Origin of the sequence: Bradyrhizobium sp. ORS 375 (genome assembly GCF_000239775.1) — a bacterium.
GTDB lineage: Bacteria > Pseudomonadota > Alphaproteobacteria > Rhizobiales > Xanthobacteraceae > Bradyrhizobium.
Genome location: NZ_CAFI01000101.1, coordinates 1 through 20,865 on the forward strand (window position 1 = coordinate 1; position 20,865 = coordinate 20,865).

The 20,865-nt window shown below is 66.9% G+C and carries 18 protein-coding genes; 7 read left to right on the forward strand and 11 right to left on the reverse strand.

The features are described 5' to 3' along the window. The first annotated feature begins 237 nt into the window (after nt 1-237). Nucleotides 238-2,448: a primosomal protein N' gene (locus tag BRAO375_RS08725; protein WP_009027096.1), complete on the forward strand. Its 2,211-nt coding sequence runs from the start codon at nt 238-240 to the stop codon at nt 2,446-2,448. Between the two features lie 121 nt (nt 2,449-2,569). On the opposite strand, the gene BRAO375_RS08730 is transcribed toward BRAO375_RS08725, so the two are convergent. After that, the gene (locus BRAO375_RS08730; RefSeq protein WP_009027097.1) at nt 2,570-3,115 is read right to left on the reverse strand and encodes a septal ring lytic transglycosylase RlpA family protein; all 546 of its coding nucleotides are present in this window, start codon (nt 3,113-3,115) and stop codon (nt 2,570-2,572) included. Nucleotides 3,116-3,765: 650 nt separating this feature from the next. On the opposite strand from BRAO375_RS08730, the gene BRAO375_RS08735 reads away from it, so the two are divergent. The 6 genes from BRAO375_RS08735 (at nt 3,766) to BRAO375_RS08760 (ending at nt 10,771) form a co-directional block, all read left to right on the forward strand. Then, nucleotides 3,766-4,326, forward strand: a complete 561-nt coding sequence (locus BRAO375_RS08735) for a F0F1 ATP synthase subunit delta (protein ID WP_009027099.1) — start codon at nt 3,766-3,768, stop codon at nt 4,324-4,326. Continuing rightward, nucleotides 4,326-5,855 (forward strand): F0F1 ATP synthase subunit alpha, encoded by a 1,530-nt coding sequence (gene atpA / locus BRAO375_RS08740; protein ID WP_008961301.1) that lies wholly within the window; start codon nt 4,326-4,328, stop codon nt 5,853-5,855. The genes BRAO375_RS08735 and atpA overlap by 1 nt, the downstream gene beginning before the upstream one ends. A 157-nt stretch (nt 5,856-6,012) precedes the next feature. Beyond that, nucleotides 6,013-6,891, forward strand: coding sequence for a F0F1 ATP synthase subunit gamma (locus BRAO375_RS08745; protein ID WP_009027100.1), 879 nt, complete (start codon nt 6,013-6,015; stop codon nt 6,889-6,891). An 89-nt stretch (nt 6,892-6,980) separates the two neighbouring features. Continuing rightward, the gene (gene atpD / locus BRAO375_RS08750; RefSeq protein WP_006609208.1) at nt 6,981-8,423 is read left to right on the forward strand and encodes a F0F1 ATP synthase subunit beta; all 1,443 of its coding nucleotides are present in this window, start codon (nt 6,981-6,983) and stop codon (nt 8,421-8,423) included. An 89-nt stretch (nt 8,424-8,512) separates the two neighbouring features. Next, nucleotides 8,513-8,920, forward strand: a complete 408-nt coding sequence (locus tag BRAO375_RS08755) for a F0F1 ATP synthase subunit epsilon (protein ID WP_009027101.1) — start codon at nt 8,513-8,515, stop codon at nt 8,918-8,920. A 165-nt stretch (nt 8,921-9,085) separates the two neighbouring features. Then, nucleotides 9,086-10,771, forward strand: a complete 1,686-nt coding sequence (locus tag BRAO375_RS08760) for an adenylate/guanylate cyclase domain-containing protein (RefSeq protein ID WP_009027102.1) — start codon at nt 9,086-9,088, stop codon at nt 10,769-10,771. Nucleotides 10,772-10,975: 204 nt separating this feature from the next. Here BRAO375_RS08760 and BRAO375_RS08765 read toward each other — a convergent pair whose 3' ends face one another. The 10 genes from BRAO375_RS08765 to proB all read right to left on the reverse strand — a co-directional run bounded on the left by BRAO375_RS08765 (nt 10,976) and on the right by proB (nt 20,716). Continuing rightward, entirely contained in the window at nt 10,976-11,482 is a 507-nt protein-coding gene (locus tag BRAO375_RS08765) for an RNA pyrophosphohydrolase (protein WP_009027103.1), read from the reverse strand. 120 nt (nt 11,483-11,602) lie between these two features. After that, entirely contained in the window at nt 11,603-12,109 is a 507-nt protein-coding gene (locus tag BRAO375_RS08770; protein ID WP_009027104.1) for an RNA pyrophosphohydrolase, read from the reverse strand. Nucleotides 12,110-12,190: 81 nt separating this feature from the next. Further along, the gene (locus tag BRAO375_RS08775) at nt 12,191-13,396 is read right to left on the reverse strand and encodes a divergent polysaccharide deacetylase family protein (protein ID WP_009027105.1); all 1,206 of its coding nucleotides are present in this window, start codon (nt 13,394-13,396) and stop codon (nt 12,191-12,193) included. A gap of 159 nt (nt 13,397-13,555) precedes the next feature. Then, on the reverse strand, nt 13,556-14,902 hold the full coding sequence (locus BRAO375_RS08780) for a S41 family peptidase (RefSeq protein WP_035639657.1): 1,347 nt from the start codon (nt 14,900-14,902) through the stop codon (nt 13,556-13,558). Further along, entirely contained in the window at nt 14,899-16,272 is a 1,374-nt protein-coding gene (locus tag BRAO375_RS08785; RefSeq protein WP_009027107.1) for a murein hydrolase activator EnvC family protein, read from the reverse strand. Before BRAO375_RS08785 ends, BRAO375_RS08780 begins: the two co-directional genes overlap by 4 nt. 33 nt (nt 16,273-16,305) lie before the next feature. Then, nucleotides 16,306-16,788 carry a 23S rRNA (pseudouridine(1915)-N(3))-methyltransferase RlmH gene (rlmH, locus tag BRAO375_RS08790; RefSeq protein ID WP_009027108.1) on the reverse strand — a complete coding sequence of 161 codons (483 nt, stop codon included), beginning with the start codon at nt 16,786-16,788 and terminating at the stop codon, nt 16,306-16,308. 46 nt (nt 16,789-16,834) lie between these two features. Continuing rightward, nucleotides 16,835-17,206, reverse strand: coding sequence for a ribosome silencing factor (gene rsfS, locus BRAO375_RS38520; RefSeq protein WP_283806059.1), 372 nt, complete (start codon nt 17,204-17,206; stop codon nt 16,835-16,837). Nucleotides 17,207-17,525: 319 nt separating this feature from the next. After that, the gene (locus tag BRAO375_RS08800; protein WP_283806060.1) at nt 17,526-18,137 is read right to left on the reverse strand and encodes a nicotinate-nucleotide adenylyltransferase; all 612 of its coding nucleotides are present in this window, start codon (nt 18,135-18,137) and stop codon (nt 17,526-17,528) included. Nucleotides 18,138-18,215: 78 nt separating this feature from the next. Further along, complete coding sequence (locus BRAO375_RS08805) at nt 18,216-19,505, reverse strand: glutamate-5-semialdehyde dehydrogenase (RefSeq protein WP_009027112.1); 1,290 nt, start codon at nt 19,503-19,505, stop codon at nt 18,216-18,218. 74 nt (nt 19,506-19,579) lie between these two features. Next, nucleotides 19,580-20,716, reverse strand: a complete 1,137-nt coding sequence (gene proB / locus BRAO375_RS08810) for a glutamate 5-kinase (protein WP_009027113.1) — start codon at nt 20,714-20,716, stop codon at nt 19,580-19,582. Between the last annotated feature and the right edge of the window lie 149 nt (nt 20,717-20,865).

Here is a 20,865-nt window from a genome sequence, read left to right on the forward strand (position 1 = left end):
CAGATGCGATCCGGGTGAGGGGGGCTCTCCGCGGGGACGGTGTGAACCACCCGTGCGGCTGCCCCTCACCCCAACCCTCTCCCCGTGAAGAACGGGGAGAGGGAGCGCAGCGGCGCTCGCGGCGATAGGCTCGATCTCAACTCGTCGAGTCAGATATATCGCACCCCCGACCTTTACCGTTCGCTAACTTTGCCGGGCGGCTTTCGCTTCCATCCAAGCAAGGCTATCTCCGCCCGCATGGACCGCCCGACCGATCTTTTCCCAGGTGCCACCAGCACGACCGGCGTGGTCGACGTGCTGGTTCCGGTCGCGCTCGATCACACCTATTCGTACCGTGTGCCGCGCGGCATGGCGCTGAAGCCGGGGGACGTCGTCGGCGTGCCGCTGGGGCCGCGCGAGGTGCTGGCGGTGGTGTGGGCGGAGAACGCCAATCCGGATCCGCGGCTGCACAACCGGCTCAAGGATGTCAGCGAGAAGCTCGACGTGCCGCCGCTCAAGCCGGAGCTGCGGTCGCTGGTCGACTGGGTGGCCAATTACACGCTGTCGCCGCGCGGCATGGTGCTGCGGATGTGCCTGCGCATGGGCGAGCATCTCGGCCCGGAGCGGGTCCGCCTCGGCGTCCGCCTGGTCGGCGAGCCGCCGAAGCGGATGACGCCGGCGCGCCGGCGCGTGATCGAGGCGGTGTCGGACGGTCTGCTGCACGGCAAGTCCGACCTCGTCCGCGAGATCGGCGTCTCCGGCAGCGTGATCGATGGCTTGGTCGACGAGGGCACGCTGACGGTCGAGGCCATGCCGCGCGCGTTGCCGCCGCCGGCGCCCGACCCGTCCTTCGCCCAACCGGAGTTTTTCGACGCCCAGCTGGCCGGCGTTGAGGCGATGCGTGAGCTGGCCGCCGATGGCGGCTTCCAGGTCGCGCTGCTCGACGGAGTCACCGGCTCCGGCAAGACCGAGGTGTATTTCGAGGCGGTGGCCGAGACGGTCCGGCGCGGCCGGCAGTCGCTGATCCTGATGCCGGAGATCGCGCTGACCGGGCAGTTTCTCGAGCGCTTCTCGCGCCGCTTCGGCGTACGTCCCCTGGAATGGCACTCCGAGCTGACGCCGCGCACGCGCCAGCGCAATTGGGCGGCGATCGCCGCCGGCGAGGCGCCGGTGGTGGTCGGGGCACGCTCGGCGCTGTTCCTGCCTTATGCCGATCTCGGGCTCGTCGTCGTCGATGAGGAGCACGACCAGGCCTACAAGCAGGACGATGGCGCGCATTACCACGCCCGCGACATGGCCGTGGTCCGCGGCCACATCGCCAAATTCCCAGTCGTGCTGGCCTCCGCCACGCCCTCGGTCGAGACCGAGGTCAATGCCCGCAAGGGCCGCTACCAGCGCGTCGCGCTGCCGTCGCGGTTTGGCGGCCAGCACATGCCGCATATCGAGGCGATAGACCTGCGCCGCGAGCCGCCGCCGCGGGGCCGCTACATCTCGCCGCGGCTCGCGGGCCATATCCGCACGGCGATCGAGCGCGGAGAGCAGGCGCTGCTGTTTTTGAACCGCCGCGGCTATGCGCCGCTGACCCTGTGCCGTGCCTGCGGCCACCGCTTCGCCTGCACCATCTGCGACGCCTGGCTGGTCGATCACCGCTTCCGCCAGCGGCTGGTCTGTCACCACTGCGGGTTCTCGATGGCGCGGCCGCCGACCTGTCCGCATTGCGCGGCCGAGGAGTCGCTGGTCGCCGTCGGGCCCGGCGTGGAGCGGTTGCAGGAGGAGGCGGCGGCGCTGTTTCCGGACGCGCGCAGCATGGTGCTGTCGAGCGACCTGATCACCTCGATCGAGACCATGCGCGCCGAGCTGACCGAGATCGCGGAAGGCAAGGTCGACCTGATCATCGGCACCCAGCTCGTCGCCAAGGGCCACAACTTTCCGCGGCTCAATCTGGTCGGGGTGGTCGATGCCGATCTCGGCCTCGGCAATGGCGATCCGCGCGCCGCCGAGCGCACCTGGCAGTTGCTCAACCAGGTGATCGGCCGCGCCGGCCGCGAGCAGGGCCGGGGCCGCGGCTATCTGCAGACCCACCAGCCCGAGCATCCCGTCATGAAGGCGCTGATCGCTTGTGACCGCGAAGCGTTCTATACTAGCGAGATCGAGGCGCGCGAACGCACCGGCTATCCGCCGTTCGGGCGGCTGGCGAGCCTGATCATTTCGGCAGGGGACAGGCCCACGGCGGAAGGCTTCGCCCGCCGGCTGGTGGCGTCAGCGCCGCGCGAGGAGGGCGTGCTGCTGCTCGGCCCGGCCGAGGCGCCGCTGGCCGTCATCAAGGGCCGTTACCGTTTCCGGCTGCTGCTCAAATCGGCGCGCAACTTCGATCTATCGGATTACTTGCGCCACTGGCTGGCGCATGCCGAGAAGCCCAAGGGCAATCTCAAGCTCGAGGTCGACGTCGACCCGCAGAGCTTCTTGTAGCGCAAGGCGCGCTCTTTCCGCCGTCATTGCGAGCGTAGCGAAGCAATCCAGGGGCCCCGTTGGGACTCTGGATTGCTTCGTCGCTTCGCTCCTCGCAATGACGCGCGGATAGATACGTGGCTTACGACACGACCTCGGCGGTGACGCGGCCGACGCCGGAGCGGGTCAGGCCGATGGCGCGGGCGGCGCCGGTCGAGAGGTCGAGCACGCGGCCGCGGATGAACGGGCCACGGTCATTGACGGTGACGATGACGCTGTTGCCGCCATGGGTGACGCGCAGCTTGGTGCCGAACGGGAGCGAGCGGTGGGCGCAGGTCATGGCATTGGCGTTCATGCGTTGGCCGGAGGCGGTGCGGCTGCCGGACTCGTTGCCGTAGTAGGACGCCATGCCGGAGAAGGTGCGGCCGGTGCCGGAGGTCGGCGAGACCGACGCATTGGCATTCATCCAGGACGAGTTGTTCGACCAGCCGTTGGAAAAGGAGTCTGCTGCGGGCTGAGCAGCCTGCCGCGCCGTGTGATGATGATGGTGGCGCGCATGATGGTGGTGGTGCCTGGAGCGGGCCGAGGCTTCGGTGGCGGTGCCGCCGACGATCAGCGTGACGGCAACGGCGAGCGCGGTACGCGAGCCGGCGATCTTGCCAGCCGAAAGGTTGTTCAGTTTCAGCATCTATGTCCCTCGAAACAGTATTGCTGCGTTCTGCAGCCAGTGGACCCCCGTCAGGTGTTGAGGCGCGCGCCGTTTGATGGCGCAATGAGGCACGAATGGGGCAGTAGAAATTGTTCCGTTGGTCTTGGATTATCTTTGGACTGCGGATGTTCATCACGGAAAATTCCGTAATCTCGCTGTTTAACATTCTGTTAACTTATAAATACTTTGAATTACTGTTGAGTTAAGTTCTTGTTGAGCTTGATTGCCTCTTGACAAGTAATCCTGGCGAAAACGGGCGATCTCCGCCCGGCCGTACCTGGACACCAGGCAAGGCCAAACGGGCATAGCGGCCATGCAGCAACAGTTGGAACGGTATGGGCGGGAGGCGGTATCCCGAGCCGGTCAGACGGATGGCGTGAGCAGCACTCGAACTCGCCGTTCGCGCCGCCTCATCGCGTCGCGGCAAGAACGTGCCGATTAGCGGGCCACCGCTTGTTGCGGCTGCGCGTACGCTATGTTAGCAAAGCGCCGCTTTTCGTGATCAAGCCGCTCTCGCGGCGATCGAAAATCAAAGTCCTGCTTGAATTCCAAGGGCTTAATCGGTTTGCACCGCAGCGGTGCGCCGGTTTCCCTCTTGTGGGTTGGGCACTTATATAAAGAGCGCGCCTGTGGCTGCTGAAGATCCCTCCGTGTCCGGTGTGTCCGGTCGTTATGCGACGGCCCTGTTTGAGCTGGCCCGTGACGAAAAGTCCGTCGATGCGGTCAAGGCCGATCTCGACAAGTTCAATGCCCTTCTCGATGAGAGTGCTGATCTGAAGCGCCTTGTCCGCAGCCCGGTGTTCGGTGCGGACACGCAGCTGAAGGCGCTCAATGCCGTGCTCGATAAGGCCGGCGTCACCGGCATTGCCGCCAACATCCTGCGCGTGCTGACCACCAACCGCCGCCTGTTTGCGGTGTCCGACGTGATCCGCGCCTTCAATGCGCTGGTCGCCAAATACAAAGGTGAGGCCACGGCCGATGTCATCGTCGCCGAGCCGATCTCCGACAAGAATCTCGACGCCTTGAAGGCCTCACTGAAGACGGTGACCGGCAAGGACGTTGCGCTCAACGTGAAAGTGGATCCAGCGATCATCGGCGGGCTCGTCGTCAAGCTCGGCAGCCGGATGATCGACAGTTCGCTTCGCACCAAACTCAACTCGATCAAGCACGCGATGAAAGAGGCAGGCTGATGGACATCCGCGCCGCGGAAATTTCCGCGATCCTCAAGGACCAGATCAAGAATTTCGGGCAGGAAGCCGAAGTCACCGAAGTCGGACAGGTGCTGTCCGTCGGTGACGGTATCGCCCGCGTCTACGGTCTCGACAACGTCCAGGCCGGTGAAATGGTCGAGTTCGAGAACGGCACCCGCGGCATGGCGCTGAACCTCGAGACCGACAATGTCGGCGTCGTCATCTTCGGCGCCGACCGCGAGATCAAGGAAGGCCAGACCGTCAAGCGCACCCGCGCCATCGTGGACGCGCCGGTCGGCAAGGGCCTGCTCGGCCGCGTCGTCGACGCCCTCGGCAACCCGATCGACGGCAAGGGCCCGATCCAGTTCACCGAGCGCAAGCGCGTGGACGTCAAGGCGCCGGGCATCATTCCGCGCAAGTCGGTCAACGAGCCGATGGCCACCGGCCTGAAGGCGATCGACGCTCTGATCCCGATCGGCCGCGGCCAGCGCGAGCTGATCATCGGCGACCGCCAGACCGGCAAGACCGCGATCGCGCTCGACACCATCCTGAACCAGAAGCCGCTCAACGCCCAGCCTGACGAGAAGATCAAGCTGTACTGCGTCTACGTGGCCGTCGGTCAGAAGCGTTCGACCGTCGCCCAGTTCGTGAAGGTGCTGGAAGAGCAGGGCGCGCTGGAATACTCGATCGTGGTCGCCGCGACCGCGTCCGATCCGGCCCCGATGCAGTACCTCGCGCCGTTCACCGGCTGCACCATGGGCGAGTACTTCCGCGACAACGGCATGCACGCCGTCATCATCTATGACGATCTGTCGAAGCAGGCCGTCGCCTACCGCCAGATGTCGCTGCTGCTGCGCCGCCCGCCGGGCCGCGAAGCCTATCCGGGCGACGTGTTCTATCTGCACTCCCGCTTGCTCGAGCGCGCCGCCAAGCTGAACGAGACCCAGGGCGCCGGCTCGCTGACCGCTCTGCCGGTCATCGAAACCCAGGCCAACGACGTGTCGGCCTACATCCCGACCAACGTCATCTCGATCACCGACGGCCAGATCTTCCTGGAGACCGACCTGTTCTTCCAGGGTATCCGTCCCGCCGTGAACGTCGGTCTGTCGGTGTCGCGCGTCGGCTCGTCGGCGCAGACCAAGGCGATGAAGAAGGTCGCCGGCAAGATCAAGGGCGAGCTGGCGCAGTACCGCGAAATGGCGGCCTTCGCGCAGTTCGGCTCCGACCTCGACGCCGCGACCCAGCGCCTGCTGAACCGCGGTTCGCGCCTGACCGAACTCCTGAAGCAGCCGCAGTTCTCGCCGCTGAAGATGGAAGAGCAGGTCTGCGTGATCTGGGCCGGCACCAACGGCTTCCTCGACGGTCTTCCGCTCAACAAGGTCCGCGCCTTCGAGGACGGCCTGCTGTCGCTGCTGCGCGGCAAGCACGCCGATCTCCTGAACACGATCCGCGACACGCGCGATCTGTCGGACGACAGCGCGGCCAAGCTGAAGGCTGCGGTCGAAGGCTTCGCCAAGACCTTCTCCTGATTGGATCAGGAGGCGGTGGCCGGGCGACCGGCCACCCCACGTTGTTCCGACGTGGAGCAAGACGTCACGCCAGGCACACGGCCTGGCGCTTAGGATTTTTTAGATGGGTTGAGCGGTCGGTCCCACGGGGACGTCCGCCGGGGTGAGCTAACGAGCCATGGCGTCACTGAAAGATATGCGGGTCCGCATCGCCTCGACCAAGGCGACGCAGAAGATCACCAAGGCCATGCAGATGGTCGCGGCCTCCAAGCTGCGCCGCGCGCAGATGGCGGCCGAAGCGGCGCGTCCCTATGCCGAGAAGATGGATGCCGTGATTTCGAACATCGCGGCCGCCTCCGCCGGCTCGCCGGCGAGCTCGAAGCTGCTGGCCGGCACCGGCCGTGATCAGGTGCACCTGCTGCTGGTCTGCACCGGCGAGCGCGGCCTGTCCGGCGCGTTCAACTCGTCGATCGTGCGCTTGGCACGCGAGCGCGCGCTGGCCCTGATGAACCAGGGCAAGGAAGTGAAGTTCTTCTGCGTCGGCCGCAAGGGCTATGAGCAGCTCCGCCGCCAGTTCGAGAAGCAGATCATCGCCCATGTCGACCTGCGCTCGGTGCGCCAGATCGGCTTCGTCAACGCCGAGGAGATCGCCAAGCAGGTGATCTCCCGCTTCGACGCCGGCGAGTTCGACGTCTGCACGCTGTTCTATTCGCGCTTCAAGTCGGTGATCGCGCAGATCCCGACCGCCCAGCAGATCATTCCGCTGGTGGTCGAGGCGCCCGCCGCCAACGCCGCGCCGGTCGCGCTCTACGAGTATGAGCCGGAGGAGGACGAGATCCTCTCCGCGCTGCTGCCGCGCAACGTCGGCGTCCAGATCTTCCGCGCGCTGCTCGAGAACAACGCCTCGTTCTACGGCGCGCAGATGTCGGCGATGGACAACGCCACGCGCAACGCCGGTGAGATGATCCGCAAGCAGACGCTGGTCTACAACCGCACGCGTCAGGCGATGATCACCAAGGAACTGATCGAAATCATTTCGGGCGCCGAGGCGGTCTGACCGCGCAGCGCCCGCTGGAAGCCAACACGTTCAATATTCGCGGTCCAACCGACCGCGCCTGAAATTCGGATCGTAAGGAGAGAGATGAGATGGCTACCGCAGCCAACCAGATCGGTCGCGTCACCCAGGTGATCGGCGCTGTCGTCGACGTTCAGTTCGAAGGTCACCTGCCCGCAATTCTCAACTCGCTGGAAACGAAGAACGGCGGCAACCGCCTCGTGCTCGAGGTCGCCCAGCATCTCGGTGAATCCACCGTGCGCGCGATCGCGATGGACACGACCGAAGGTCTCGTCCGCGGTCAGGAAGTGACCGACACCGGCGCTCCGATCCGCGTTCCCGTCGGCGAGGGCACGCTCGGCCGTATCATCAACGTGATCGGCGAGCCGATCGACGAAGCCGGCCCGGTCAAGGCCGACAACGTCCGCGCCATCCACCAGGAAGCGCCGACCTACACCGACCAGTCGACCGAGGCCGAGATCCTCGTCACCGGCATCAAGGTCGTCGACCTCCTCGCTCCCTACGCCAAGGGCGGCAAGATCGGCCTGTTCGGCGGCGCCGGCGTCGGCAAGACCGTGCTGATTCAGGAGCTGATCAACAACGTCGCCAAGGCGCACGGTGGTTACTCGGTGTTCGCCGGCGTGGGTGAGCGTACCCGCGAGGGCAACGACCTCTATCACGAGTTCATCGAGTCCAAGGTCAACGCCGATCCGCACAACCCGGATCCGAGCGTGAAGTCGAAGTGCGCGCTGGTGTTCGGCCAGATGAACGAGCCGCCGGGCGCCCGCGCCCGCGTCGCGCTCACCGGCCTGACCATCGCGGAAGACTTCCGCGACAAGGGCCAGGACGTGCTGTTCTTCGTCGACAACATCTTCCGCTTCACCCAGGCCGGCTCGGAAGTGTCGGCGCTGCTCGGCCGCATTCCTTCGGCGGTGGGTTATCAGCCGACGCTCGCCACCGACATGGGCGCGCTGCAGGAGCGCATCACCACCACGACCAAGGGCTCGATCACCTCGGTGCAGGCCATCTACGTGCCGGCCGACGACTTGACCGACCCGGCGCCGGCGACCTCCTTCGCCCACTTGGACGCGACCACCACGCTGTCGCGCTCGATCGCCGAGAAGGGCATCTATCCGGCCGTCGACCCGCTCGACTCGACCTCGCGCATGCTCTCCCCGCTGGTCGTCGGCGAGGAGCACTACGCGGTCGCCCGTCAGGTGCAGCAGGTGCTCCAGCGCTACAAGGCGCTGCAGGACATCATCGCCATCCTGGGCATGGACGAGCTGTCGGAAGAGGACAAGCTGACGGTGGCGCGCGCCCGCAAGGTCGAGCGCTTCATGTCGCAGCCGTTCCACGTCGCCGAAATCTTCACCGGTTCGCCGGGCAAGTTCGTCGAGCTCGCCGACACCATCAAGGGCTTCAAGGGCCTGGTGGAAGGCAAGTACGACCACCTGCCGGAGGCTGCCTTCTACATGGTCGGCACCATCGAAGAGGCGGTCGAGAAGGGCAAGAAGCTGGCCGCCGAGGCGGCCTAAGCGACTGGCGAACGGGGAGGAGCGAATAAGTCCATTCGCTGCTCCCTTCGCAACTCGCTCGTCGCCACTCGCTATCAGCAGGTTCTCTCATGGCTACTTTCCACTTCGATCTCGTCTCGCCGGAAAAGATCGCCTTCTCGGGCGAGGTCGACCAGGTCGACGTTCCCGGCGAGCAGGGTGATTTCGGCGTCCTCGCCGGCCACGCACCGTTCGTCGCCACCCTGCGCCCGGGCATTCTGACCGTGACCACGGGCGGAACGCAGCAGAAGATCATCGTGCTCGGCGGCCTCGCCGAGATCTCGGAGAAGGGTCTCACCATCCTCGCCGACGTCGCGACGTCGCTGAAGGAGCTGGACCAGACCGCTTTCGCCGCCGAGATCTCCGGCATGGAAGCGAAGCTGAACGAGAAGCAGGGCAACGAGCTCGATCGCGCGATCGAGCGGCTCGACCACTTCAAGACGATCCAGCAGCAGCTCAACACCACGGCGCTGCACTGATCGATCAGCTGGATCTGAACGGATGTTCATGGCCGGGCTCTGCCCGGCCATTTTCGTTTGCCGGTTCGAACGTGCCGCGCCCGGCGATGACTACTTCAAGGGATGCGGGTTGCGTGCTCACAGATCTGATTGCATGCTCCCGGCCGTTCGAGCGGGCGTGGTGACATGGCAGAGCAGACCGTCCTGAAGCGCAAGATCGCGGCGATCTTCGCCGCCGACATTGCCGGCTACTCGCGCCTCGTCGCGGAGGACGAGGAGGAGACGCTGCGGCGTCTCGCGGCCTATCGCGAGGTCGTCGACGACTTCATCGCGCGTGCCGGCGGCCGCATCTTCAACACCGCCGGCGATGCCGTGCTCGCCGAGTTTCCGAGCGCGGTCGAGGCCGTGCGCTGCGCCATCGACATCCAGGAAAGCCTGCGGACGCGCAACATGGCGTTCCCGCCGAACCGGCAGATGAGCTACCGCATCGGCATCACGATCGGCGATGTCGTCGAGCGCGACGGCGATCTGCTCGGCGACGGCGTCAACATCGCCGCCCGGCTCGAAGGGCTCGCGGATGTCGGCGGCATCTGCATCTCGCGCGCGGTGCACGAGCAGGTCGCCAACAAGCTGTCGGTGCAGTTCGCCGACATGGGCGCCCGCGAGGTCAAGAACATCCCGACGCCGGTGCACGCCTATCGCGTGGCGATGCGCCGCGAGGACGGCACCTACGCGCCAATGAAGAAGGCGGGCAGGCTCGGCGGCGCGCGAGGCCTGCTGCTCGCGGCGGCTGTGACCGCGGGCGCGCTTGTCGCGATCGCCGCCGGAACGTCCTTCTATCTCGATTACCGTGAGACCAAACCTGCGCAGCGCGACGCGGCCAAAGCCGCGGCTGAAGCGCTGGCCCGGCTGTCTGCCAAGCCGACGTCGCCGATGCCGGACGCGGCCTCGCCGACGCCTGCATCAACGGCTTCCACGGCCGGACAACCCAGCCCGGCGCCCCAACCGTCGCAGCCCGCGCCGTCACCGTCTTCGACGACGGCCGTGATCGAGAAGTTCGCAGCCGACGCGGTGCCGTTCGTCAGCGAGCGCACCCGCATCGCGCTGGCGCGCGACTACGCGCCTGCTCCCGCGCACAAGGCGTTCGCGACAACGATCAACGGCGTCAGCGCCTATGTCACCGGACAGCCCAGCGACGAAGCGGCGAAAGCGGCGGCGCTCGAGCAGTGCCAGCAGCGCGCCGAGAATTCGAATGGTCCGCGCAAATGTGAGCTCTACGCCGTCGGCGACAACGTCGTCTATGCGCACAGCAGGCCGCCTTTGCCGCCCCAGCCCTGGGTGCGTCATGACCCGCTCACCGAGCGGGCCTTCAGCGCGGCGGAGATGCCGCTGATTCGTGACACCGGCCGCGACCGACTGACGACGAACTACGGCACCGCGCGGCGTACCAAGGCGATCGCGCTCGGCCCGGGGGGGCAGTTCTTCTATAGCGTCGGTGGTGACCTGGTCGACGATGTGGTCCGGCGCAATCTCGAAGCCTGCGGTGCACAGGCCGGGACGGCCTGCATCATCGTGGCGCTGGACGACACCTTCGTGGTGCCCGTGCCCGCGGTGATGAAGGCGACCGGCTTCTTCCACGCCGCCAGCCACACGGCGATTGCCACCGACGCCCGCGAGGAGGTCGCGCGGCGCCTGGTTGCTGCAACGTCGGGCTGGAATGCGATCGCGGTCGGCAAGGCCGGACATCCCGGCTACGGCCTGAACGGTGATCGAGAGGAGACCGCGATCGGCGGCGCCCTGGCCGATTGCTCCACCCGCGACAGCGACTGCCGCGTCATCGCGATCGGCCCGTTCACGGTGGAGGATAATTAGGCTCTCGCTCTTTCCGCCGTCATTCCGGGGCATCGCGCAGCGATGAGCCCGGAATCCATAACCACGAGCGGAAGTTGTTTGCACGACAAGCGCCACATCCGTCTCGCGCCTCATAACGGCTTGTGGCTATGGATTCCGGGCTCGCGCTGCGCGCGCCCCGGAATGACGTATGGAGAGAGCCTGCGCTCCTCAGCAAAGGAACGATCAGTCGCCAGACTTGGCGAAATGCGCGAACGCGCTCGCCACCGCGCGGTACACCTCGCGACGGAACGGCACCACCAGCTCCGGCACACGCGCGAGGCGCTCCCAGCGCCAGGCGTCGAACTCGGCCGGTTGGCCGTTGCGCGGCGTCACCGGGTCGATGTCCGCCTCGCGTCCGGTGAAGCGCATCGCGAACCATTTCTGGCGCTGGCCGCGGAAGCCGGCGAGCCGGTGGTTGGGATCCTCGAACGGCGGAAACTCGTAGGTGAGCCAGTCGGTCTCGGCGAGAATGTCGGCGTCGCGGATGCCGGTCTCCTCCCACAGCTCGCGCCGTGCGGCCGCCTGGAGGTCCTCGCCGGGATCGACGCCGCCCTGCGGCATCTGCCATTCGAGACCCGGCAGGACGATCTCCGGGCCGTCGTCGCGGAAACGGCGCCCGAGGAAGACGAGGCCTTCGGCATTCAACAGAGCGATGCCGACGTTCGGGCGATAGGGTCTGGTTTCGGTCATGGTCGCATCCATGGTCTGCGCGTCGCATAGCAGCGCAGCGTGACGGCGTTGTCGCGGCCGATCTGCAGAGATGTCGTGCAGGGGCGTCGCAGACGAGCCGGCTGGCCTGGCTCCGGCTGATCAGCCGCCCGCCAGCGTCGCGAACTCCTTGGCCACCCGCTCATAGACCGGCCGTTTGAACGGCACGATCAGCGTCGGCAGGTTCTGCAGCGGCTCCCACCGCCAGGTGATGAACTCGGCCTTGTGATGGCCGCCGCCGGGACGCTCGACGTCGATCTCGGAATCCTTGCCGGTAAAGCGCAGCGCGAACCATTTCTGACGCTGGCCGCGATAGCGCCCCTTCCACGCCCGGCCGGCCACGGTTCGTGGAATGTCATAGGTCAGCCAGTCGTCGATTTCGGCAAGCTTCTCGACCGAGCGGACGCTGGTCTCCTCATAGAGTTCGCGCTTCGCGGCTTCCCAGGCATCCTCGCCGGGGTCGACGCCGCCCTGCGGCATCTGCCAGACATGGGTGTCGTCGACATGTTCGATGCCGCCGGCACGGCGACCGATGAACACAAGCCCTTCCGAGTTGATCAGCGCAATGCCGACGCAGGTGCGGTAGGGCAGGTCCTCGTAGCGCGTCATTCCGTCTCGGCCTTCCTGCGTTGCCCCGCGCCATCGCGACAGACCCCGCGTCACGTCGCCGCCGCGGCAGCGTACGCTCGTTCAGTTGGATTTTGATTTCAGCATCGCGGTTGTCAATGGCACCAGCAGGATGCCCTTGCGGTCCAGGCCCTTGATCCAGGTGCCGATCCGGTCGATCGAGACCGGCAGGGCCGACGCCGTGCCGACCGCGACTCCGCGCTCCTTGGCGAGGCTCTCGAGCTTGGCCAGCGCATTGTCGATCTCGACCGCGGTCGGCACCGCATCGATGGCGACGTCGCCCTTCGCGAACGGAACGGAGCGCCCGGTCGCCAGCGACCCGGCCACGCTGCGCGGCGCGGCGCCGTCGTCGAACAGCGCGAGACCGCGCTTGGCGGCCTCGTTGACGATCGGCTGCATCGCGGTCTCGGTCGCGACGAACCGCGCGCCCATGAAATTGCCGATGCCGACATACCCCTGCAGCCGGCTCATGTGCCAGAACAGGCGGTCGATGTTCTGGTCCGGTCCCAGCGTGGCGAGCAGCGTTTGCGGGCCCGGATCGTTGTCCGGATAGTCGTAGGGCTCCATCGGGACCTGCAGCAGGATTTCATGGCGCTGCGTGCGGGCGCGCTCGGCGAGCTTGGTCGGATCGGAGCCGTATGGCGTGAACGCCAGGGTCACCGCCGGCGGCAGCTTCATGATCGCGTCGACGGTCTTGGCGGCGCCGACGCCGAGTCCGCCGATGACGATCGCGACGGCCGGCATCCGCGCCGCCTTGGCCCGGTCGGCATCCGCCGCATAGGCCGTGAACGGCTTCAGCCCGTCGGCCATCACGGGGATCATGCCGTAGCGCGACTTCTCCAGCAGGCGCGGATCGACGCCGGGCGGCATGGCGCCGGCCGGCGCGGCCGATCCCGGCTCGGCCGTGTCGCCCCCGCCACCGATCGCAACCTCCTGGCGCGCGCCGCTGGAGCCGTCGATGATCGTCACGGTCTTGCGCTCGCCCTCGGGCTTGGCGGCCGGTGCGGCGCCGTGCTCGGACTTTGCCTCGGGTTTCGCCGCTGTGGGCTTGTCGTCCGGCTTGGCGCCGTCGTTGATCGCCACTCGCGCCACCGGCTCGCCGCCGAGCGGATTGTCGCCGAAGAGCGCAAAGCCGGCGAACACCACCAGGACCAGGCCAAGCAGCATCGCAAGCGCCTGCAACGCCGTGAAGGGAAGCCGAATGCGGCGCCTGCGACGCTTCTCCGTCTGTCCGAGCGGGGCGCTCAGCTCGTCGGCCGTCTCTGTCATCGAAATTCCCGAATCAATCGGGTCGACGATACCACGCCAGCAATTCGGGCGCAGGCGGAGTGTCCGCGAGCCCGTAAATCGGCGGAGCCGCAAGACCAAAAGCAAAGGGCGGCCGCTAGGCCGCCCTTCAAAGCAGATGTCACGTTGGCGGATTGCCGATCAGTTGGCCTTCGGCTTATCCGCCGAGGCCTTTTCGGTCGGGGCCGGCGTGTTGGCGCTGTTCTTGATGCCGTGCAGCAGGTCGGCTGCCATCTTGAGCGCCTTGTCGTCCTTGGCATCCGGCGGCACGTAGGACTGCGAGCCGGTCTTCTCGTCGCCGTCGTTCTTGAGGTGGCCACGCAGCGACGCCTCGCCCTTGGTGTCGGTGCGCGACTTCAGCTCCTCGGGCACGTCCTGCAGGACCTCGATGTCCGGCACGATGCCCTTGGCCTGGATCGACTTGCCCGACGGCGTGTAGTAGCGCGCCGTGGTCAGGCGCAGCGCGCCATTGCCGGCGCCGAGCGGGATGATGGTCTGCACCGAACCCTTGCCGAACGAGCGGGTGCCGACCAGCGTGGCGCGCTTGTGGTCCTGCAATGCGCCGGCCACGATCTCCGAGGCGGAGGCCGAGCCGCCGTTGATCAGCACGATGACCGGCTTGCCCTTGGTGAGGTCGCCGGCATGCGCGGCACGGCGCTGCGTTTCCTCGGCATTGCGGCCGCGGGTCGAGACGATCTCACCGCGCTCCAGGAACGCGTCGGAGACGGTGACCGCCTCCTCGAGCAGGCCGCCCGGATTGTTGCGCAGGTCGATGATGTAGCCCTTCAGCTTGTCGCCGATCTGGTTCTGCAGATCCGCGATGCTCTTCTTCAGCCCCTCGGTGGTCTGCTCGTTGAAGGTCGTGATGCGGATATAGGCGATGTCATCGCTCTCCGGGCGCGAGCGCACCGAGCGGACGCGGATGTTGTCGCGGGTCAGCGTGATGTCGAGCGGATTGTCGGCGCCCTTGCGCACGACCTTCAGCTTGATCTTGGTGCCGACCGGACCGCGCATCTTCTCGACGGCCTGGTTCAGGGTCAGGCCCTGCACGGCTTCGTCATCGAGATTGGTGATGATGTCGTTGGCCAGGATGCCGGCCTTCGACGCCGGCGTATCGTCGATCGGCGACACGACCTTGATCAGGCCGTCCTCCATCGTGACCTCGATGCCAAGGCCGCCGAACTCGCCGCGGGTCTGCACCTGCATGTCGCGGAAGCTCTTCGCATCCATGTAGCTCGAATGCGGATCGAGGCCCGAGAGCATGCCGCTGATCGCGGACTCCACGAGCTTCGAATCATCGGGCTTCTCGACGTAGTCACTGCGCACCCGCTCGAACACATCGCCGAACAGGTTGAGCTGGCGATAGGTATCGGAGGTCGCGGCGCGCGCGGTCGATCCCATCAACACCGCGCGCGGTTGCGTCACGAACAAGGTCAGTGCCGCACCGGTGGCCGCGCTCAGGAGAATTACCGAAGTCTTACGCATCATCCGCGTACCTTTTCGCCTTCATTTGCGGCCCACCATGGGCCTGGATCGATTGGAGTACCGTCCTTGCGGAACTCGACATAGAGCACTGGTTGACTCGCATTCGTAGCGAGAATGGAGGCGACTTGGGACGTGATACCCATGGTCGCGACCGGCTCTCCCGTCTGAACAAACTGCCCGATATTGACGGAAATGCGCTCCATCCCGGCGATCAGGACATGATACCCGCCACCCGCGTTGAGGATCAAGAGTTGTCCGTAGCTGCGGAAGGGGCCGGCATAGACAACCCAGCCATCACACGGGGTTGTGACCTGGGCGCCCGGACGGGCCGCCAAAGAAATGCCTTTATCGGACCCGCCGGCGCCGTCGGACGCGCCGAACTCGCGAATTTTGTTGCCGTTGACCGGGTAGGTCAGCATGCCCTTGGTCGAAGCGAACGCGATCGCCGGCGCCTTGCGGGTCGGATTGCGCAGCGCGTTGGCGTCCGGCTTGGCGTTGACGGGAACGCCCTGCAGGCTCGCCGTGGAGGCCGCCTTGGCTGCGCTCTTGAGGTCGAGCTCCATGGTCGTGATCAGGCTCTGCAGCGAGTCGATCTGCTGGGCCAGCATGGCGGCTCGCGCGCTCTCGGCCTCCATGTCCTTCTCGGCGGAGCTCTGCTTGCGCTGGCGCTCTTCCACCAGGGCGGCGAGGCGGGTCTGGTCGGTCCGCAGTCTGTCGCGGTCGGTGGCGAGCTTGTCGCGTTCTGACGCAATCGTCTTGCGGATGGCGACGAGCTCGCCGAGATCGGTCGACAGCTTCTCGGCGCGGCCGCGCATCTCGGGAATCACCGAGCCCAGCAGCATCGCGGTGCGCAGCGACTGCAGCGCATCTTCCGGGCGGACGAGCAGGGCGGGCGGGGTGCGGCGGCCGGCGCGCTGCAGGGCGGCCAGGACCTCGATGATCTCGGTGCGTCGTGCCTCCAGCGACGTGCGCAGATCCTGCTCGCGGCCATCGAGGCCGCGCCGCCGCGTCTCGGCCTCGCCGACGCGGATCTCGACGCTGCGCACCTGCGCGGCCACGTCGATCAGCTGCTGATTGAGCTTGCCGCGATCCTCGCCGAGCGCGGCGATGTCGGCTTTCAGGCGCTCCTGTGCCTCGGCGGCGGCCTTCTGGGCGGCGCGTGCGGCTTCGAGCTCCTGCTCGCGCTGCTTCAACTGCTCGGGCGTCGGCGGTGCTGCCGGTGGTGCGGTCGTAGTGATAGAGGGACGCAGCCCGGTCTGCGCGGTCGCAGACCAGGTGGGAAGGGCAAGGAGCAGCGCGATCAGCGACGCGTGGCGCGCCCAGCCGCGGCGGGCCGGATGAGAGAATGGACAAAGGGGCCGCGCGAAAACCATCGACGTCCTTATTGTGCTCCGATCGTCCCTGATTCAAGCGCGGTGATAGGGGTGACCGGCCAGGATCGTAGCAGTACGGTAAATCTGCTCGAGCAGCAGGACGCGGACGATCTGGTGCGGCCAGGTCGCAGCTCCAAACGCGACCCCTAGCTTGGCTCTGCGCCGCAATTCGGGCGAAAGTCCGTCGGCGCCGCCGATGACGAAGCAGGTCGCCGCGACGCCCTCGTCACGCCAGCGCCCGATGTGACCCGCGAAGGTTGTGCTGTCGATGTTCTGGCCCCGCTCGTCCAGGCAGACCAGAACGGACTTGTCGGGGATCGCGGCCGCGATCGCCGCGGCCTCCTCGGTCATGCGTGTCGCCGCATCGCGTGCGCGGCTTTCGGGAATTTCATGGATGTCGAGGCCGCGAAAGCCGAGCTTGCGGCCGATGTCGTCGAAACGCTCGCGGTAACGCTCCGCGAGCTCCCGCTCCGGACCCTGCTTCAACCGACCGATGGCGACCACGACCAGGCGCATGTGCACGCACTAGCACGTGCACCGCGCGATTCGCAGCCTGCTGCCGCTACAGCGTCTTCGCCGGCTTCGGCCCTTGCGTCCACAACCGCTCGAGGTTGTAGAACTCACGGACCTCGGGCCTGAACACGTGCACGATCACGTCGCCGGAATCGATCAGCACCCAATCGCAATTGGGCAGGCCCTCGATGTGGACCTTCTTGGCTCCGGCTTCCTTCAGGCCCTTGGCGACGTTCTCCGCGATCGATCCGACGTGCCGGTTCGAGCGGCCCGTGGTGATGACCAGGTAGTCGGAGTACGCCGATTTGCCGTGAAGATCGATGGTGACCGTCTCTTCCGCCTTCATGTCCTCGAGGCGGGAGAGGATCGTGCGCAGAGTCTTATCCGCGTCAGGCTTGTCGGCGTCGGGTCGCGCCTGCAAGGCCGCATCAGGGGTCGAAGCGTTACGCGCAGACTTGGCAGTGGACTTTGTCGCAGTTGACTTGGTCGTCGTTGCCTTGGTCTTGGGTAAGGCCGACTGGGACAATACAGATGTGGTCAGGGACCATTCCTTTCACTGTATCGCAGGCCGAATCCATCCCGGCCTGCTGACCATACTAGGCATGTGGGGTTAATGGTTTCAACAATCCAGTCCCCCGGTAGCTTGGTCCGAACTCTTGGCTGAATGTCCCGCCTCGGACCAGCGCGGGACCTGGAGTTCCATGCATATCCGATGCCGCCGCCGTGAGCCGGCTCGCATCTCAGAACGACTTCCAGCTGCCGTCCGGGTTCCTCAACCCGGTCGACGACAGGCTCATTTTCAGTCCCGTCAGGTAAACCCAGGCAGGCGCTGAGCGGCTCGCGAGCTGACTGGCTTGCGCCTCAGGAATGCGATACCGCGCCAACGCGCGAGCGGCCGGGGCATTCAGGGCGCGAAAGCTGCGCGGCGGGCGATCGACCACGGCAATGGGAACCTGGGCCGCGATGTGCTGCCACTTCTGCCAGCGATGGAACTGCGCGAGATTGTCGGCGCCCATGATCCACACGAAGCGCAGGCGCGAGGCACGCCGGCGCAGATAGTCGATGGTGTCCGCAGTGTAGCGGGTGCCAATGACGGATTCGAGACAGCTGATCTCGATGCGCGGATCGGCGGCGACCTTGCGCGCTGCAGCGGCGCGTTCGGCCAGCGCATGCAACCCGCTGACGTCCTTGAGCGGATTGCCTGGCGTTACCAGCCACCACACGCGATCGAGCTGCAACCGCTTCAGCGCGAACAGGCTGATCGCGCGGTGCGCCTGGTGCGGCGGGTTGAACGAGCCGCCGAGCAGGCCGATGCGCATGCCGTCGCTGGAGGGCGGCAGCGCCTGGCGGATCGCAAGGCGCTTGGCGGCGTCGTCGCTCACGTCTGTCACCGCCTGCTGCTCTCGCAACTCAACCACGGGATGCGGCGGTCATGGCCGCGTCTGACCGCTGCCGTGGATGCGGTATTTGAAGCTCGTCAACTGCTCGACGCCCACCGGCCCGCGCGCATGGAACTTTCCCGTAGCGATGCCGATCTCCGCGCCGAAGCCGAACTCGCCGCCATCGGCGAACTGCGTCGAGGCGTTGTGCAGCACGATCGCGGAGTCGACCTCGTTGAGAAACTTGTCGGCGGCGGCATTGTCCGCGGTCACGATCGCATCGGTGTGGTGGGAGCCGTGCGCGTGGATATGCGCAATCGCGCCGTCGACGCCGTCGACCACCTTCGCGGCAATGATTGCGTCGAGATATTCGGTGTCCCAGTCCTCATTGCTGGCCGGCTTCACGCGCGCGTCGGCCGCCCGCACGGCGTCGTCGCCGCGCACCTCGCAGCCGGCGCCGAGCAGCATGTCGACCAGCGGCTTGATCTTGTCCTGTGACGCCCGATCGATCAGCAGGGTCTCGGCGGCGCCGCAGACGCCGGTGCGGCGCATCTTGGCGTTCAGCACGATCGACTTCGCCATTTCGAGATCGGCGGCGCCGTCGACATAGACGTGGTTGACGCCTTCGAGATGCGCGAACACCGGCACCCGCGCCTCGGCCTCAACGCGCGCAACGAGACTTTTTCCCCCGCGCGGCACGATCACATCGACGCCGCCGTTCAGGCCGGACAGCAGCAAGCCCACGGCGGCGCGATCGCGCGTCGGCACCAGCGTGATGGCAGCCTCTGGGAGGCCGGCTTCGCGCAGCCCTTCGACCAGGCAGTCATGGATCGCCCGGCAAGAGCGGAACGAGTCCGAGCCGCCGCGCAGGATCACCGCATTGCCGGACTTCAGGCACAGCACGCCGGCATCGGCCGCGACGTTGGGCCGGCTCTCGAAGATCACGCCGATCACGCCGAGCGGCACCCGCACGCGCTCGATGGTCATGCCGTTCGGCCGCTGCCAGCTCTCGGCGACCACGCCGACGGGATCGGCGACGCCGCGCACCACGGCGATGCCGTCCGCCATGCCTGCGACCCGCGCCGGCGTCAGCGTCAGGCGATCGAGGAACGACGCCGCCATGCCGGCGGCCTTTGCCTCGGCGACGTCCTCGGCATTGGCGGCAATGATCGCGTCAGCGCGGGCGCGGATCAGCCGCTCCATCGCCTCCAGCGCCCGGTTCTTCTGCTCGGCCGGCGCCAGCGCCAGCACCCGCGCGGCCGCACGGGCGCGCTGGGCGAGGTCGTTCATCAGCTGGGGCAGATCGGCGCTGCCGTCGATGGCTTTGAGAGGCGCGGTCATGGGCGTTTCAACCTTGAAGTAAGGCCTTTCAGTAGCATGGAAACCAGCCGTTTGCGACCGCTGGCGGGATGAGTCTATGCCGGTCCAGCCCCCGCGGGGCCGATCACCAGGTCGTCGCGGTGGATCATCTCCGCTCGGCCGGACATGCCGAGGATCACAGCCACATCCGGCGATGACCGGCCCTTGATGCGCTCCGCGTCATCGGCATCGTAGGCGACGAGGCCGCGGCCGATCTCGTCGGTGTCGGGGCCGCGTACCACCACGGCGTCGCCGCGGGCGAACTGGCCGTCGACCCGGATGACGCCGGCGGGCAGCAGGCTCTTGCCGGCGCGCAGCGCGGCGACCGCGCCGGCGTCGATCGTCAGCGTGCCCTTCGGCTCCAGCGAGCCGGCGATCCAGCGTTTGCGCGAGGTGACCGGATTGGCCGGGGTCAGAAACCAGGTGCAGCGGCCGCCATTGGCGATCGCCGCCAGCGGATGCTCGATCTTGCCGGAGGCGATCAGCATGTGGGTGCCGCCGGTGGTCGCGATCTTCGCGGCCTCGATCTTGGTCTTCATGCCGCCGCGGGAGAATTCCGACGCCGCGCCGCCGGCGATGCCCTCGATGTCGGCGGTGATGCTCTCGACCACCGGGATCAGCTTCGCGTCGGGATCCTGCGCGGGCGGGGCGGTGTAGAGGCCGTCGATGTCCGACAGCAGCACCAAGAGGTCGGCGCTCGCCATGGTCGCCACGCGGGCGGCGAGGCGGTCATTGTCGCCGTAACGGATCTCGGCGGTCGCCACCGTGTCGTTCTCGTTGATGACCGGCACCGCGCGCCATTCCAGCAGCTTTGCGATCGTCGAGCGCGCGTTGAGATAGCGGCGGCGCTCCTCGGTGTCCTGCAGGGTCACCAGGATCTGGCCGGCGCCGATGCCGTGCGCGCCGAGCACCTCGGACCAGATCCGCGCCAGCGCGATCTGCCCGACCGCGGCTGCCGCCTGGCTCTCCTCCAGCTTCAGCGGCCCGCGCGGCAGCTTCAGCCGGCTGCGGCCGAGCGCGATCGAGCCGGACGATACCACCAGCACCTCACAGCCGCGGCCATGCAGCCGCGCGATATCGGCCGCCAGCGCCGTCAGCCAGGCGGCGCGGACTTCGCCGGCCTCGGAATCGACCAGCAGCGACGATCCGACCTTGACGACGATGCGGCGGAAATTTTCGAGACGGGGGGCCATGGCGATTTCAGTCGTGGTCAGCTGCCATGGACGGCCTCTCGTGATCGAATGGAGCTGGCGCCACGAAGATGGTGCGCTCCCCTCCCCCTTGCGGGGAGGGGTCGGGGGTGGGGGTGGGGATCCACACGGCAAGACCGCCGTTGGGGCCA